Source organism: Pseudomonas fluorescens group sp. PF-1 (assembly GCF_054481335.1).
Window position 1 is genome coordinate 766,252 of sequence record NZ_JBTMNG010000002.1, and the last position, 14,919, is coordinate 781,170.

8 protein-coding genes and 2 pseudogenes are annotated in these 14,919 nt (G+C 61.1%); 5 read left to right on the forward strand and 5 right to left on the reverse strand.

Features of this window, described 5'->3' with window-relative positions; translation table 11 throughout:
• Window positions 1–20: 20 nt before the first annotated feature.
• From ACX3YD_RS18255 to ACX3YD_RS18265, 3 genes and pseudogenes are all read right to left on the reverse strand, one after another.
• Complete coding sequence (locus ACX3YD_RS18255; protein ID WP_458960679.1) at window positions 21–1,763, reverse strand: potassium/proton antiporter; 1,743 nt, start codon at window positions 1,761–1,763, stop codon at window positions 21–23.
• 224 nt (window positions 1,764–1,987) lie between these two features.
• On the reverse strand, window positions 1,988–2,860 hold the full coding sequence (locus ACX3YD_RS18260) for a methyl-accepting chemotaxis protein (protein ID WP_442961754.1): 873 nt from the start codon (window positions 2,858–2,860) through the stop codon (window positions 1,988–1,990).
• Window positions 2,843–3,679 (reverse strand): annotated as a pseudogene (locus ACX3YD_RS18265) (MCP four helix bundle domain-containing protein); the annotation flags it as partial. The gene ACX3YD_RS18260 and the pseudogene ACX3YD_RS18265, both read right to left, overlap by 18 nt.
• A 322-nt stretch (window positions 3,680–4,001) precedes the next feature.
• Here ACX3YD_RS18265 and ACX3YD_RS18270 point away from each other — a divergent pair.
• The 4 genes and pseudogenes from ACX3YD_RS18270 (at window position 4,002) to ACX3YD_RS18285 (ending at window position 6,584) form a co-directional block, all read left to right on the forward strand.
• Entirely contained in the window at window positions 4,002–4,232 is a 231-nt protein-coding gene (locus tag ACX3YD_RS18270; protein WP_047536565.1) for a hypothetical protein, read from the forward strand.
• Window positions 4,229–4,531 carry a cell division protein ZapA gene (locus ACX3YD_RS18275; protein WP_047536567.1) on the forward strand — a complete coding sequence of 101 codons (303 nt, stop codon included), beginning with the start codon at window positions 4,229–4,231 and terminating at the stop codon, window positions 4,529–4,531. Before ACX3YD_RS18270 ends, ACX3YD_RS18275 begins: the two co-directional genes overlap by 4 nt.
• Window positions 4,532–4,676: 145 nt before the next feature.
• Window positions 4,677–5,717: pseudogene (locus ACX3YD_RS18280) on the forward strand (HAMP domain-containing protein); the annotation flags it as partial.
• 135 nt (window positions 5,718–5,852) lie between these two features.
• Window positions 5,853–6,584, forward strand: coding sequence for a methyl-accepting chemotaxis protein (locus tag ACX3YD_RS18285; protein ID WP_458962060.1), 732 nt, complete (start codon window positions 5,853–5,855; stop codon window positions 6,582–6,584).
• Window positions 6,585–6,726: 142 nt separating this feature from the next.
• On the opposite strand, the gene ACX3YD_RS18290 is transcribed toward ACX3YD_RS18285, so the two are convergent.
• Both ACX3YD_RS18290 and putA read right to left on the reverse strand, forming a co-directional pair.
• A complete protein-coding gene (locus tag ACX3YD_RS18290) occupies window positions 6,727–8,529 on the reverse strand; it encodes an acyl-CoA dehydrogenase (RefSeq protein ID WP_458960680.1) in 1,803 nt (600 codons plus the stop codon).
• A 244-nt stretch (window positions 8,530–8,773) separates the two neighbouring features.
• Complete coding sequence (gene putA / locus ACX3YD_RS18295) at window positions 8,774–12,727, reverse strand: trifunctional transcriptional regulator/proline dehydrogenase/L-glutamate gamma-semialdehyde dehydrogenase (RefSeq protein ID WP_458960681.1); 3,954 nt, start codon at window positions 12,725–12,727, stop codon at window positions 8,774–8,776.
• Between the two features lie 463 nt (window positions 12,728–13,190).
• Here putA and putP point away from each other — a divergent pair, with 463 nt between their 5' ends.
• Window positions 13,191–14,675 (forward strand): sodium/proline symporter PutP, encoded by a 1,485-nt coding sequence (gene putP, locus ACX3YD_RS18300; protein ID WP_103404522.1) that lies wholly within the window; start codon window positions 13,191–13,193, stop codon window positions 14,673–14,675.
• The last annotated feature ends 244 nt before the right edge of the window (window positions 14,676–14,919 follow it).

The window sequence follows — 14,919 nt, forward strand, 5'->3', positions numbered from 1 at the left end:
AGCGAAACGAAGAATGGAGTTTAGAGGAAGAGTCCGGGCCCCGGGCGACTTCCTTCGGGGAATCTGACGCCTACTTTGGCGATCTTGTTCCCCTCCATCACCGCGACGGTCCAGATCGTGTTGTTCCACTCCACCTGGTCGCCGACGACTGGAGCGCCGCCCACTTTCTGGGCAATGAAGTGGCCCAGGGACATGTCCGGGTCGATGCCTTCGAGTTTTAACCCGTACAGGGCCGCAACCGCGGCCAACTGGGCATCTCCTTCGAGTACGAAGTCGCCGAAGAAGCGCAAATCGAGACCCCGCTGCGGTGCCTGGCTGAACAGTTTTCCGAGGGCCGGAAGGTTGTGTTCATGGCCGATGACGCAGAGCAAATCATCGACTTCAAGCACCGTACTACCCGACGGATGGAGCAGTTGCTGGCCGCGAAACAGGGCGGCGATGCGGGTGCCTTCGGGCATTTTCAGTTCGCGAAGGGGCGAGCCGATGCACCATTTCTCGGCACCGAGGCGATAAACGAACAATTCCCACTCGCTGGTGACGTGCACTTCCAGGGCGGAGCGGGAGATCGGCGCGGGCTCCGGCGGAACGGTCACTTTCAACAGCTTCGCCACCCAAGGCAGGCTGGTGCCCTGCACCAGCAGCGAGACCAGCACGATGAAGAACGCCAGGTTGAAGTAGAGCTGGGCGTTGGGCAGGCCGGCCATCAGCGGGAACACCGCGAGAATGATCGGCACCGCGCCGCGCAAGCCGACCCAGGAGATGAATGCTTTTTCACGGCCATGGAACGCCTTGAACGGCAGCAGGCCGATCACCACCGACAGCGGTCGGGCAAATAGAATCATCCACAGCGCCAGGCCCAGTGCCGGCAGTGCAATCGGCAGCAGGTCATGGGGCGTGACCAGCAGCCCCAGCACCAGGAACATGCCGATCTGTGCCAGCCAGGCCATGCCGTCGAGCATGTGCAGGATGCCGTGGCGACTGCGCACCGGACGGTTGCCGATCACCAGGCCGCACAGGTACACCGCCAGGAAGCCGCTGCCATGCAAGGCGTTGGTCAGGGCAAACACCACCAGGCCCCCGGCGATGACCAGGATCGGATAGAGGCCGGTGGCCAGATTGATGCGGTTGACCAATTGCAGCATGAGCCAGCCGCCGCCCAGGCCAATCAGGCCACCGATACCGAACTCGCGCAGCAGGTGGGTCAGCAGGCTCCAGTGCAGGCCGGTCTGGCCGCTGGCGAGCATGTCGATCAAGGTCACGGTCAGGAACACCGCCATCGGGTCGTTGCTGCCGGATTCGATTTCCAGACTCGCGGTCACCCGCTCGTTCAGGCCTTTGCCGCCCAGTAGCGAAAACACTGCCGCGGCGTCGGTGGAGCCGACGATGGCGCCGATCAGCAAGCCTTGAATCAGATTGAGGTCAAACAGCCAGGCGGCGGCCATGCCGGTCAGCCCGGTGGTAATCAACACGCCGATGGTCGCCAGCGACAGCGCCGGCCACAACGCCACGCGGAAACTCGAGACCCGGGTGCGTAACCCGCCATCGAGCAGGATCACGGCCAGTGCAAGGTTGCCGACCAGATAGGCCGTCGGGTAGTTGTCGAAAATAATGCCACCGCCATCGACGCCGGCGGACATGCCGACGGCCAGGATGATCACCAGAATCGGGATGCCGAGGCGCGAGGAAAGTGAGCTCACCAGAATGCTCGCACCTACCAGCAACGCGCCGATCAAGAACAGGCTGTTGATGGTCGTCGCATTCAAAGGCAGTACTCCGGAAAGCTGAAAGGCGGGCACAAACTGACCATGCAGTCTGCGTGCCAGCGATTCTAACCTGTTGAAATGTGATGCTGTCAAAAAGCTTTTGAAACGCAGAACCCTGTAGGAGCGAGCTTGCTCGCGATGGACGTCAACGATAACGCGTGCTGCCTGACTCAACGCGTCGTCATTGAAATCATCGCGAGCGGGCTCGCTCCTACAGAGAGCGGTTACAGACTAAAGCGCCCGACCATGCTGTTCAGGTCAACCGCCAAACGCGACAGTTCGCTACTGGCTGCACTGGTCTGGTTGGCACCGGTGGCCGATTGCACCGACAGGTCACGGATGTTCACCAGGTTGCGGTCCACTTCACGGGCCACCTGCGCCTGCTCTTCAGCGGCGCTGGCGATGACCAGGTTGCGCTGGTTGATTTCGACGATGGCGCTGTTGATGGTGTCCAGCGACATTCCGGCACCACGGGCGATGTTCAGGGTCGACTCGGCGCGCTCGGTGCTGTTTCGCATCGAATCCACCGCGTGCTCGGTGCCACTCTGGATGCTGCCGATCATGCGTTCGATTTCGCTGGTGGACTGTTGGGTGCGATGGGCCAGGGCCCGTACTTCGTCCGCCACTACGGCAAAGCCGCGACCGGCTTCACCTGCACGAGCAGCCTCGATCGCGGCGTTCAACGCCAGCAGGTTGGTCTGGTCGGCCAGCCCGCGAATCACATCCAGCACCTTGCCGATGTCGCGGGACTCATTGGCCAGATCGCCGATCAGGGTCGCGGTGCTTTGCACATCGGCGCTCATGCGTTCGATGGCGCTGACGGTTTCCTGCACCAGATCACGGCCATCCCCGGCAGACGCGGTGGCGCTCTGCGAGGCTTCGGAGGTGCTGACGGCATTGCGCGCGACTTCTTCCACGGCGCTGGTCATTTCGTTGACTGCGGTGGCGGCCTGTTCGATCTCGTTATTTTGCTGGGTCAGGCCGCGAGCGCTTTCGTCGGTGACGCTGTTGAGTTCCTCAGCGGCAGAGGCCAGTTGCGTGGCCGAGCCGGAAATGCGCAACAGGGTGTCGCGCAGTTTGTCCTGCATCTTCGCCATCGCCGCCAGTAGGCGGCCAGCCTCGTCCTCGCCATCGACCGTAATCGGGCGAGTCAGGTTGCCTTCGGCGATGCTCTCGGCGGCACCCAGGGCATTGGCGATCGGTTTGGTGATGCTATTGGTCAGCAACCAGGCGAGGGCCAGGGTCAGTGCGGTGGCGGCCACCAGCAAGGCGATGACCAGATCGAACGCCGAATCATATTGATCGGCGGCCTGCTGGTTAGTGTCGCGGGTCTGCTGGGTATTGATCTCCAGCAGACGGTTCAACACGGCGTTCACAGCCTCGGAGTTGTTCAGCAAATCGGTGTTGAGCAGGTTGCGCAGTTCATCGACCTGATTGTTGCGCGACAGGGTCTTCATCCGGTCTTCGATCTGGCGGTATTGCCCCAGCAGTTGCACGTATTGATCGTAGGCCGCGCGTTCCTGCGGGCTGGCGATCAGTTTTTCATAGGTCGCTTGTGCGGCGTGGATCTGCTGGTTGCGCGTCTCCAGCAGTTCCATGGTTTTTTGCTGGACGTCCGGTTCGCGATTGACCAGCAAGCGATACGACAGCACGCGCAGACGCAAGGTGAGTTGGGTGAACTCATCGAGGCTCTGGATGCTCGGCACGCTGTTCAAGGTGATTTCTTCGGCGGCGCCACGGATCTTGCTCATCTGATTCAAGGCAAACACCCCCAGAATCATCATCAAGCCGCCGATCAGGGCGAAGCTGAGGAACGCCCGTGGAGCGATATTTATATTTCGAAGGGACATGGCGGTTACCGAAAAAGGCGCACCTGAGCGGTGCCGAGGCTGACGTATGGAGGGCTTATCGGTCATGCGTCTCAAGTCTTGAGCCCCTGCGCGGTTTTTGCCGTTAACCGGTCGTTATCTGTAGGAGCGAGCCTGCTCGCGATGGTGGTCAACGATTACGCGGGCTGTCTGGAAGAACGCGTAATCGTTGACCACCATCGCGAGCGAGCTCGCTCCTACATAAGGGCTGGCGACGAAGTGCAGGAACCAGATGAGCCAATCACAGTCTTTAAAACTCGCGAGGACAGTCGCCGTCAGGAAGATCAAGGCTTTGCGCCCGTATAACCCTGGCATCCACCGTGACTTTTCTTTATCGTACGCGCCCTTTGAAAACCCCGGAAAAATCAAAATGTTGGAAGCATCCCTTAGCCAATTGGAACAACTGGTCAGTGACCTGGTGCAACAGAACCAGGGCTTGCTCAGCACCAACCAGGCCCTGAGCGCAGAACTGGCCCAGGCCAAAGATGAAAACGAAAGCCTGCAACTGAGCCTGATGGAACAGGAAGAGAAGCAAGGCGCCACCGCAGCCCGCATCCAGGCTCTGGTTGAGCGCGTCAGCGCAGGCCCAGTCAGCGCATGAGTTACAACGCCGCAGGGGTAAGAGTCGTCTCGATTCTGGGGGAGGACTATTCGATCAAGGCGCCGGCCGGGGAAGAGCAAACCCTGCTGGACGCTGCAATGATGCTCAAGGCTGCCCTGGCCGACACCAAAAGGAAGTACCCGACGCTGATCGGTGACCGCCTGCTGGTGCTGGCCGCGATGAACCTGTGCTCGCAGCAGATCGAAATGCAGAAGCAACACAAGCTCGAACTCGACCGTTACCAAGAGCAAGTCAGCGCCACGGTTGAAGTGATCTCCAAGACGATCAATCAGGCCTGATCGGCTTTGCGCACAACCAAAGAATAAATTGTCGATTTTGTTGTATACAATCGGCACGGCTGTTGCAGTGTTTCAGCCTCTTATTCTTTGGGGGTGCTCCATGCAGTTCTGGCGACGCAGTATTCAATGGCAGTTGATCCTGAGCATGGGCACCGCCCTGCTGGTCGGCATTCTGATTGTGGTTGGCATTTATACCCTCGTGGTCAACCGCCTCGCCGAGCGCTATCTGGTCGAGCAGGCGCTGCCGTCGAGTATCGAAGCGATGCGCAACGACATCGAGCGCATCCTCGTTCAACCCCTGACCGCCGCCAAGGACATCGCCAGCAACAGCATGGTGCGCGACTGGCTGGCCGAGGGTGAGAACAGTGCCCAGACCGGCACATTTACCGCTTACCTTGAGGGCCTCCGCGCCGAACACAAGGCCTTTACCGCGCTGATCGTTGGCACTGCCTCCAACCATTACTTCACCGAAAAGGGCCTGGACCGCACCCTCAGCCGTACCAGCCCCAAGGATGCCTGGTTCTATTCATTCCTCGACAGCACCCAGCCGCGCACCCTCAATATCGACAACGACACGGCCACCGGAGAACTGGCGCTTTTCATCGACCTTAAAGTCGAGAAGTCCGGCAAAGTCGTGGGCGTTGCCGGCCTTGGCCTGAGCATGAAAGAGCTGTCGGAGCTGATCCACAATTTCAACTTCGGTGAGCGCGGCAAGGTCTATCTCGTGCGTTCCGACGGTTTGATCCAGGTTCATCCCGAGGCTCGGTTCAGCGGCAAACGCACCTTGGCCGAGCAGATCGGCGCGTCAGCCGCCCAAACGGTGATGGGTCAACCCTCTACCTCCAAAACGTCTGCCACCCACAGTGGCTTTGTGCGTGATGGCGAAGATTTCCTGGCATTGAGCCTGCCGCTGCGCGACCTGGGCTGGACCCTGGTGGCCGAAGTGCCGCAGTCGCAGATCTACGCCGAAGCCCGTCGCGCCCTGTGGATGAGCAGCGGCATTGGCCTGGCGGTGGCGCTGGTGTGCCTGTTGCTGGTGGTGTTGCTGGCCCGTGGGTTGGTCAGGCCGATTCGTCAGGTAACAGCGGCATTGGTGGCCATTGGTAGCGGTGGTGGAGATTTGACCCATCGGTTAGATTCCAGCCGCGCCGATGAGCTGGGTGATCTGGCTCGCGGCTTCAATCGCTTCCTCGACAGTCAGCGCAACATGATCGGTGAAGTGCTGACCACCAGCGAGCAATTGCGCACAGCGGTCGGCCAAGTGGCGCGGGTGGTGGATAACACCGCCGAGCGCTCCGGGCGTCAGCAGGAAATGACCGACATGGTCGCCACGGCGGTCCATGAAATGGGCCTGACCGTGCAGGAAATCGCGCAGAACGCCGGCAATGCAGCCGTCGCTTCGCAAAACGCTCGCGATGAGGCGTTGCAGGCTCGGGAAGTGGTGGGTGGGTCTATCCGGCACATCGAAAGCATGTCCGATGAAATCGGCGTTGCCGCCAGCGCCGTGGGCGAATTGGCCAATCAGGTGGCCTCTATCGATCAGGTATTGGCGGTGATTCGCGGCATCTCCGAGCAGACCAATTTGTTGGCGCTGAACGCCGCCATTGAGGCGGCGCGGGCCGGTGACATGGGGCGTGGATTCGCAGTGGTGGCCGATGAAGTGCGCACCCTGGCACGACGCACGCAAGCGTCCACCGACGAGATTCAGCAGATGATCGGCAGCCTCAAGCAAGGCGCGGAGAACGCGGTGTCGTCGATGCATTCCGGGCAGGCCGCGACCGGCACCGGGGTTGAGTCGAGCCAGCGTACCGGGGCGTCGTTGACCGCGATTACCGGGCAGGTCGAGCGTATCAGCGACATGAACCACCAAGTGGCGACGGCGACGGAAGAGCAGTCGGCAGTGACCGAAGAGATCAATCGCAACGTGCAGGGCATCTCCGATCTGGCGCGGGCGACGGCGGGGGAGGTCCGGGCTTGTCGGGAGGACTGTCAGACGCTGCAGCGGCTGGCGGATGATCTGGCGCGGCAGATGGGTGGGTTCAAACTCAGTTGATGTGTTGACTGTGGTGACGCCTTCGCGGGCAAGCCCGCTCCCACAGGGTTTGTGTGTTGAACACAGGTTTTGTGAACAACAGGGATTCCTGTGGGGGCTGGCTTGCCAGCGAATGGATGTTAGCTACAGCACAAGGCCGGGATCAGAACCACTCATCCTGCATGCCCAGGCACACATCATCCCGAGCCTCAAGAATCGCCAGTTCATGATGGCAAGCCGGCACTTCCCAGGTCAGGAAGTACCGCGCCGCTTGCAGCTTGCCTTTATAGAAGCTCACATCCGCCGCGTTGCCCTTGGCCAGTCCTTCCTCGGCGCGGATCGCCTGTTCCAGCCAGCGCCAGCCAATCACCGTATGCCCGAACACTTTCAGGTACAGCGCCGAGTTCGCCAGGCTGCTGTTGACCTTGCCCTGGGCCAGATCGGTCAGCAGGCCGATGGTCACGGCCTGCAGGCGCGCCACCAGTTGCTCCAGCGGCTCGCGCAGTGCGGTCAGCGATTCAAACGCGTGAGCACGTTTGCCGGTGTCGGCGATCAGGCGGATCAGTTGCTTGAGCCCTGCGCCACCGTTTTGTGCCAGTTTGCGCCCCAGCAAGTCCAGCGACTGAATGCCGTGGGTGCCTTCGTGGATCGGGTTCAGGCGGTTGTCGCGGTAGTACTGCTCCACCGGGTATTCGCGGGTATAGCCGTGGCCGCCGAGGATCTGGATCGCCAGTTCGTTGGCCTTCAGGCAAAACTCCGACGGCCAGGATTTGACGATGGGCGTCAACAAATCCAGCAGTTCATGGGCTTGTTTACGCTCGGCTTCGGTCTCCAGGGTGGTGGTGTCGTCGAACAGCCGCGCCGCGTACAGCCCGAGGTCGAACGAGCCTTCGACGTAAGCCTTCTGGGTCAGCAGCATGCGTTTGACGTCAGCATGCTCAATGATCGCCACCGGCGCGGTGTTCGGGTCTTTGCTGTCCGGCACGCGACCTTGCGGACGCTCACGGGCGTACTCCAGGGAGTACAGATAACCGGCATAACCGAGCATCACCGCGCCCATGCCGACACCGATCCGTGCCTCGTTCATCATTTGGAACATGTAGCTCAAGCCATGGTGCGGCTTACCCACCAGATAGCCGACACACTCGCCGTTATCGCCGAAGTTCAGCGCCGTGGACGTAGTGCCGCGCCAGCCCATCTTGTGGAACAGCCCGGCGAGCAAAACGTCGTTACGCTGACCGAGGCTGCCGTCATCGTTGACCAGAAACTTGGGCACGATAAACAGCGAAATGCCTTTCACCCCGGCCGGTGCGTCCGGCAGCTTGGCCAGCACCATGTGCACGATATTTTCCGACAGCGGGTGATCGCCGCCGGAGATGAAGATCTTGTTGCCCTTGAGTCGATAAGTGCCGTCAGGCGCCGGTTCGGCGCGGGTCCGAATATCCGACAGCGATGAGCCGGCATGGGGTTCGGTCAGGGCCATGGTGCCGAAGAAGCGGCCGTCGATCATCGGTTGCAGGAAGCGGCGCTTTTGCTCCTCGGTACCGAAGCTTTCGATCAGGTTCGCCGCGCCCATGGTCAGGAACGGGTACGAGGTCGACGCCGCGTTGGCCGACTGGAAATGCGCGAAGCAGGCCTGGGATAGCAGTGTCGGAAGTTGCATGCCGCCCGCTTCGAAACTGCGCGCCGCATTGAGGAAGCCGGCTTCAAGAAAGGCATCCACCGCCGGTTTCACTTCCGGAATCAGGATCGCTTGACCGTCCTCGTAGCGCGGCTCGTTCTCGTCCCCCTTGCGGTTGTGCGGGGCGAAGAACTTCTCGGCGATATTGCGGGCGGTGCCAAGCGCGGCATCGAAGGTTTCGCGATTGTGCTCGGCGAAACGCTCACGCTGGGTCAGGCCCTCGGCATCGAGGACTTCATACAGCTCGAAAGCCAGATTGCGGGAACTGAGCAACGTCTCGGACATGGCGACCTACCTTTTATTGGGATGGGCCGAGTCTAGGCGTGGGAATAAAGGCTGAACAGGATGATTGATGAGGGTGATGGTGGGGTGCGGGCAACGCTAATCAAATGTGGGAGTGAGCCTGCTCGCGATGACGGCTGCACATCCAAAAAAGATGTGGCTGACAGGCCGCTATCGCGAGCAGGCTCGCTCCCACAGGGATTGCGCAAACCAGGCACCCATTGCAGGTGCCCGGTCTTGTTGCGGTTTAACCGATGGTCATCAGGCTGGCGTTACCACCCGCCGCGGCGGTGTTGACGCTCAATGCGCGCTCAATCACCAAACGCTCCAGCGCAATGTTGGTTTCACCTTGCGACAGGCCCTGCACGCCAACGATGGCGCCGGCACGCTTGGCCACTTGTTGGCAGACCGCACGCAACTGATCGGAATGGCCATGATGCAGAACCGCATCAAACACCACTTCATCCTTGTTCCAGTCGGAAACCAGCTTGATGCGCGCCTGAATGTCCTTCGGCAAGCGTGCGAACAAGGCCTTGGTCAGTTCAGCTTCCGGCCATACCGCCGAACCGCCTACCGCCAATACCGCTGCCAGTTGCGTCAGCAGATCGCCTTCGACTTCCGCCAGGCACAGCACGTGCTCGCGCGGCAGGATCGCATAGCTGTTGCGCTCGCCGGTCGGGCCGGCCAGCAGGCGGGTGATGCCGCTTTGCGATTGGGCGGCGAACTGCGCGCACAGGGCGCTCAGGTCGGCGAGCTTGTTGCTGTCGGCCCAGGCTTTCAGGGCGGTCAGCGGTTTGCTCATGGATTCGCGCAAGCGAACGTCCGGTGCTGCGATGGCGTCGCCACGGGCGAAGGATTGTTCGATCGCATCGGTAGGACGCGTCGACAGCAGGCGGTACAGGTACAGCGGACCACCGGCTTTCGGACCGGTACCCGACAAGCCTTCGCCGCCGAACGGCTGGACGCCGACCACGGCACCGACGATGTTGCGGTTGACGTAGACGTTACCGGCGTTGACGTTATCGATCACCTTGGCGATGGTCTCGTCGATGCGGGTGTGCACGCCCAGGGTCAGGCCGTAGCCGGAGGCGTTGATCTGGCCGATCAGTTGGTCGATGTCTTTGCGCTTGTAGCGAACCACGTGCAGCACCGGGCCGAAGATCTCCCGTTGCAGTTCGTCGAAGCTTTCCAGCTCGATCAGCGTCGGCATCACGAAGGTGCCGCGCTTGATTTCTTCGGCATCGGCGATGGCCACCTGGTACACGCTGCGACCTTTGTCGCGCATGGCCTGGATGTGCTTCTCGATGCCGGCCTTGGCTTCAGCGTCGATCACCGGGCCGATGTCCACGGACAGGCGCTCGGGGTTGCCGAGGCGGCTTTCAGCCATGGCGCCCTTGAGCATTTCGATGACGCGGTCGGCAGAATCTTCCTGCAGGCACAGAACCCGCAGGGCCGAGCAACGCTGGCCGGCGCTGTCGAAGGCCGACGAAACGACGTCGATCACCACTTGTTCGGTCAGTGCCGAAGAGTCGACGATCATCGCGTTCTGGCCACCGGTTTCGGCGATCAGCGGAATCGGGCGGCCCTGGTTGTCGAGGCGGCCGGCGATGTTGCGTTGCAACAGGCGAGCGACTTCGGTGGAACCGGTGAACATCACGCCCTTGACGCGTTCGTCACCGACCAGGCCGGCACCGACAGTTTCGCCGCGACCCGGCAGCAGTTGCAGCACGCCTTCCGGAATCCCGGCTTCGAGCAGCAGGCGTACGGCTTGAGCGGCGACCAGCGGGGTTTGTTCCGCAGGCTTGGCCAGTACCGGGTTGCCGGCCGCCAGTGCAGCGGCGACCTGGCCGCTGAAGATTGCCAGCGGGAAGTTCCACGGGCTGATGCACACGACAGGGCCCAGCGGACGGTGCGCGTCGTTGGTGAAATCGTTGCGCGCCTGCACTGCGTAGTAACGCAGGAAGTCCACGGCTTCACGCACTTCGGCGATGGCGTTGGCGAAGGTCTTGCCGGCTTCACGAGCCAGCAGGCCCATCAGCGGCTGAATCTCGCCTTCCATCAAGTCGGCGGCGCGTTCCAGGATCGCGGCGCGTTCGGCGGGCGGGGTGGCCTGCCAGATCGGTGCGGCGTTCAGCGCGCACTGGATGGCGTTGTCGACGTCTTCGACGGTGGCTTCCTGCACGTGGCCGACCACGTCACGCAGATCGGACGGGTTCAGTACCGGCGCAGGTGTTTCGGTGCTGGAAGCGCAACCGAGCATGGGCGCCGCTTTCCAGTGGTTATGTGCGGTTGCCAGCAGGGCGCAGGACAGGGAGGCCAGGCGATGTTCGTTGGCCATGTCGATGCCGCTGGAGTTGGCGCGCTCGGCGCCGTACAGGTCACGCGGCAGCGGGATGCGCGGGTGCGGCAGGCCGAAGCCGCCTTCCAGCGTCGCCATCTGCTCGATGCTGGCCACCGGATCGGCCACCAGCTCCTGAATCGAAATCGACTGGTCGGCAATGCGGTTGACGAACGAAGTGTTCGCGCCGTTTTCCAGCAGGCGACGTACCAGATAGGCCAGCAGGGTTTCGTGAGTGCCGACCGGAGCGTACACGCGGCACGGACGGTTCAGCTTGCCTTCGGAGACCTTGCCTACAACCTGTTCGTACAGCGGTTCACCCATGCCGTGCAGGCACTGGAATTCGTACTGGCCCGGGTAATAGTTCTGCCCGGCGATGTGATAAATGGCCGACAGGGTGTGGGCGTTGTGCGTGGCGAACTGCGGGTAAATGACTTCCGGCACCGACAGCAGTTTGCGTGCGCAAGCGATGTAGGAAACGTCGGTGTACACCTTGCGGGTGTAGACCGGATAGCCCTCCAGGCCTTCGACCTGGGCGCGCTTGATTTCGCTGTCCCAGTAAGCGCCTTTTACCAGGCGGATCATCAGGCGATGACGGCTGCGGCGAGCCAGGTCGATCACATAGTCGATCACGTACGGGCAGCGCTTCTGATAGGCCTGGATCACGAAGCCGATGCCGTTCCAGCCAGTCAGTTGCGGCTCGAAACACAGGCGCTCGAGCAGATCCAGCGACAGCTCGAGGCGGTCGGCTTCTTCGGCGTCGATGTTCAGGCCGATATCGTACTGCTTGGCCAGCAGGGTCAGCGACAGCAGGCGCGGGTACAGCTCGTCCATCACGCGCTCGTACTGGGCTCGGCTGTAGCGCGGGTGCAAGGCCGACAGCTTGATCGAGATGCCCGGGCCTTCATAAATCCCGCGACCGTGGGACGCTTTGCCGATCGAGTGGATGGCTTGTTCGTACGAGGCCAGGTACTTCTGGGCGTCGTGTTCGGTCAGCGCGGCTTCACCGAGCATGTCGTAGGAGTAACGGAAACCCTTGGCTTCGAATTTGCTGGCGTTGGCCAGGGCTTCGGCGATGGTTTCACCGGTGACGAACTGCTCGCCCATCAGGCGCATCGCCATGTCGACGCCCTTGCGGATCATCGGCTCGCCGCTCTTGCCGATGATGCGGCTCAGGGACGAGGTCAGGCCTGTTTCGTTATGGGTAGAGACCAGTTTGCCGGTCAGCAACAGGCCCCAGGTCGCGGCGTTGACGAACAGCGAAGGGCTGTTGCCCAGGTGTGGCTGCCAGTTGCCGGTGCTGATCTTGTCGCGGATCAGTGCGTCACGGGTGCCTTTGTCCGGGATGCGCAGCAGCGCTTCGGCCAGGCACATCAGCGCCACGCCTTCCTGGGACGACAAGGAAAATTCCTGCAGCAGGCCTTGAACGATGCCGGCACGACCGCCAGCGCTCTTCTGATTGCGCAGTTTTTCGGCAATCGAGGCGGCGAGTTTGTTGGTGGCTTCGGCCATCGGTGCCGGCAGGCGAGCCTGCTCGATCAGCATCGGCACCACTTCCGGTTCCGGACGACGGTAAGCGGCGGTGATCGAGGCGCGCAGCACCGATTGCGGCAGGATGCTTTCGGCGAATTCGAGGAAGCACTGGTGCGCGTGGTCGACATGGACGTCGCCCGTGTCGTCAGCGTCCTTGCTGGTCAAACCGTTCAGCTCGGTCAGGGTTGCACCACCCTCGAGTTTCTCCAGGTAATTGAAAATTGCCTGCTTGATCAGCCAGTGCGGCGTGCGATCAATCGAGGTCGCGGCCGCCTTGAGGCGTTCGCGGGTCGGGTCATCAAGTTTGACCCCAAGGGTGGTGGTAGCCATGTTTTTATCCTCATGTTTGCCACGACTGCGTGGCATCAGCTGGCGGCAAGATTAGCCGTGCGCCGAAAGAGGTGCAACCGGGTGCAACCCTTTTTTTGTCGGAATATTCAGCAGCTCGTCAGGAAATAAATTCTGGTACGAGCGTACTGTGCCTACTTGGTGCTTTTGCTTCTATCGCGTCGTATCTACTGCGCTAAAAGGGAGCAAAAAGGCCTGCTTTTGCTGAAAATCCGATTAGGTGCAACTAATTCTCCAGAAATGGGTTGCACCTTATTTGCTTTGTTGAATAGCATTCGCGCCCCAAGGTGCAACCGACCACAAATGGCAAGTTCACCGGCTGATGGCTTTCCTGGGGAAACATCAGTCATAAATGCGCGGGATCCCGGATCGTCTGTCAAACGTCATCGTTTGCGAGCGGTTCACCAGCCGCCGCTACATAAAAACAAAGCCAGGGCGTAACTTAATGAGCGTAAGCAACCCAACCCTGATCACGTTCGTGATCTACATCGCAGCCATGGTGCTGATCGGCTTCATGGCCTATCGCTCCACCAACAACCTTTCTGACTACATTCTCGGCGGTCGTAGCCTGGGCAGCGTCGTCACGGCACTGTCTGCGGGCGCATCCGACATGAGCGGCTGGTTGTTGATGGGCCTGCCGGGCGCCATCTACATGTCCGGTCTGTCCGAAAGCTGGATCGCCATCGGCCTGATCATCGGTGCCTACCTGAACTGGCTGTTCGTCGCCGGCCGTCTGCGCGTGCAGACCGAGCACAACGGCGATGCCCTGACGCTGCCGGACTACTTCGCCAGCCGTTTCGAAGATAAAAGCGGGCTGCTGCGGATCATCTCTGCGGTCGTGATCCTGGTGTTCTTCACCATCTACTGCGCGTCCGGCATCGTGGCCGGTGCCCGTCTGTTCGAAAGCACCTTCGGCATGTCCTACGAGACTGCGCTGTGGGCCGGTGCTGCGGCGACGATTGCCTACACCTTCGTGGGCGGTTTCCTGGCAGTGAGCTGGACGGACACCGTACAAGCCACCCTGATGATTTTCGCCCTGCTGCTGACGCCGATCATCGTGCTGCTGGCCACTGGCGGCGTCGATACCACGTTCCTGGCCATCGAAGCGCAAGATCCAAGCAACTTCGACATGCTCAAGGGCACGACCTTCATCGGCATCATCTCGCTGATGGGCTGGGGCCTGGGTTACTTCGGTCAGCCGCACATCCTGGCGCGTTTCATGGCGGCGGATTCGGTCAAATCGATTGCCAAGGCCCGTCGCATCTCCATGACCTGGATGATCCTGTGCCTGGGCGGCACCGTTGCGGTAGGTTTCTTCGGTATCGCTTACTTCTCGGCTCACCCTGAAGTGGCCGGTGCCGTCACCGAAAACCACGAGCGCGTGTTCATCGAACTGGCAAAAATCCTGTTCAACCCATGGGTGGCCGGTGTCCTGCTGTCGGCGATCCTGGCGGCCGTGATGAGCACCCTGAGCTGCCAACTGCTGGTGTGTTCCAGCGCCCTGACCGAAGACTTTTACAAAACCTTCCTGCGTAAAAGCGCTTCCCAGGTTGAACTGGTCTGGGTCGGCCGTGCCATGGTGCTGCTGGTTGCCTTGATCGCGATCGGCCTGGCGGCCAACCCGAGCAACCGCGTACTGGGCCTGGTGAGCTATGCCTGGGCCGGTTTCGGTGCTGCATTCGGCCCGGTCGTGCTGATCTCGGTGATCTGGAAAGACATGACCCGCAACGGCGCACTGGCCGGTATCCTGGTCGGCGCGATCACCGTGATCGTGTGGAAACACTTCGAACTGCTGGGCCTGTACGAAATCATCCCTGGTTTCATCTTCGCCAGCCTGGCGATCTACATCGTCAGCAAGCTGGGTAACCCGACTAGCGGCATGCTTTCGCGCTTTGCTGCTGCCGAGGCAGATTTCCGTCTGAACAAGTGATAGGCGATGGGGAGAGCGCTTCCCATCTCTGATAAAAGAACGGCTCGCAGCTTTAAGGTGCGGGCCGTTTTTTTGTTCAGGCACTGGCCCTAACCTCCAGCTTTGTCGTCTTTTTCTTTACCGCTTGTGGGACATTTCCTGTTTTGCTCGGGCGTCTTGAATTCTCTCTGTGTGCACGTACTTTGCGTTGGCCCGCCTCATGCCCGAGGCGGGGTAACTCATCCCTGACAGTGGCGGGCTTCCC

Coding starts and splice junctions, on each gene's coding strand:
- ACX3YD_RS18260 (WP_442961754.1), bottom strand. CDS start 2,860: ATGGCGAAGATGCAGGACAAACTGCGCGACACCCTGTTGCGCATTTCC.
- ACX3YD_RS18270 (WP_047536565.1), top strand. CDS start 4,002: ATGTTGGAAGCATCCCTTAGCCAATTGGAACAACTGGTCAGTGACCTG.
- ACX3YD_RS18275 (WP_047536567.1), top strand. CDS start 4,229: ATGAGTTACAACGCCGCAGGGGTAAGAGTCGTCTCGATTCTGGGGGAG.
- ACX3YD_RS18285 (WP_458962060.1), top strand. CDS start 5,853: ATGGTCGCCACGGCGGTCCATGAAATGGGCCTGACCGTGCAGGAAATC.
- ACX3YD_RS18290 (WP_458960680.1), bottom strand. CDS start 8,529: ATGTCCGAGACGTTGCTCAGTTCCCGCAATCTGGCTTTCGAGCTGTAT.
- putA (WP_458960681.1), bottom strand. CDS start 12,727: ATGGCTACCACCACCCTTGGGGTCAAACTTGATGACCCGACCCGCGAA.
- putP (WP_103404522.1), top strand. CDS start 13,191: ATGAGCGTAAGCAACCCAACCCTGATCACGTTCGTGATCTACATCGCA.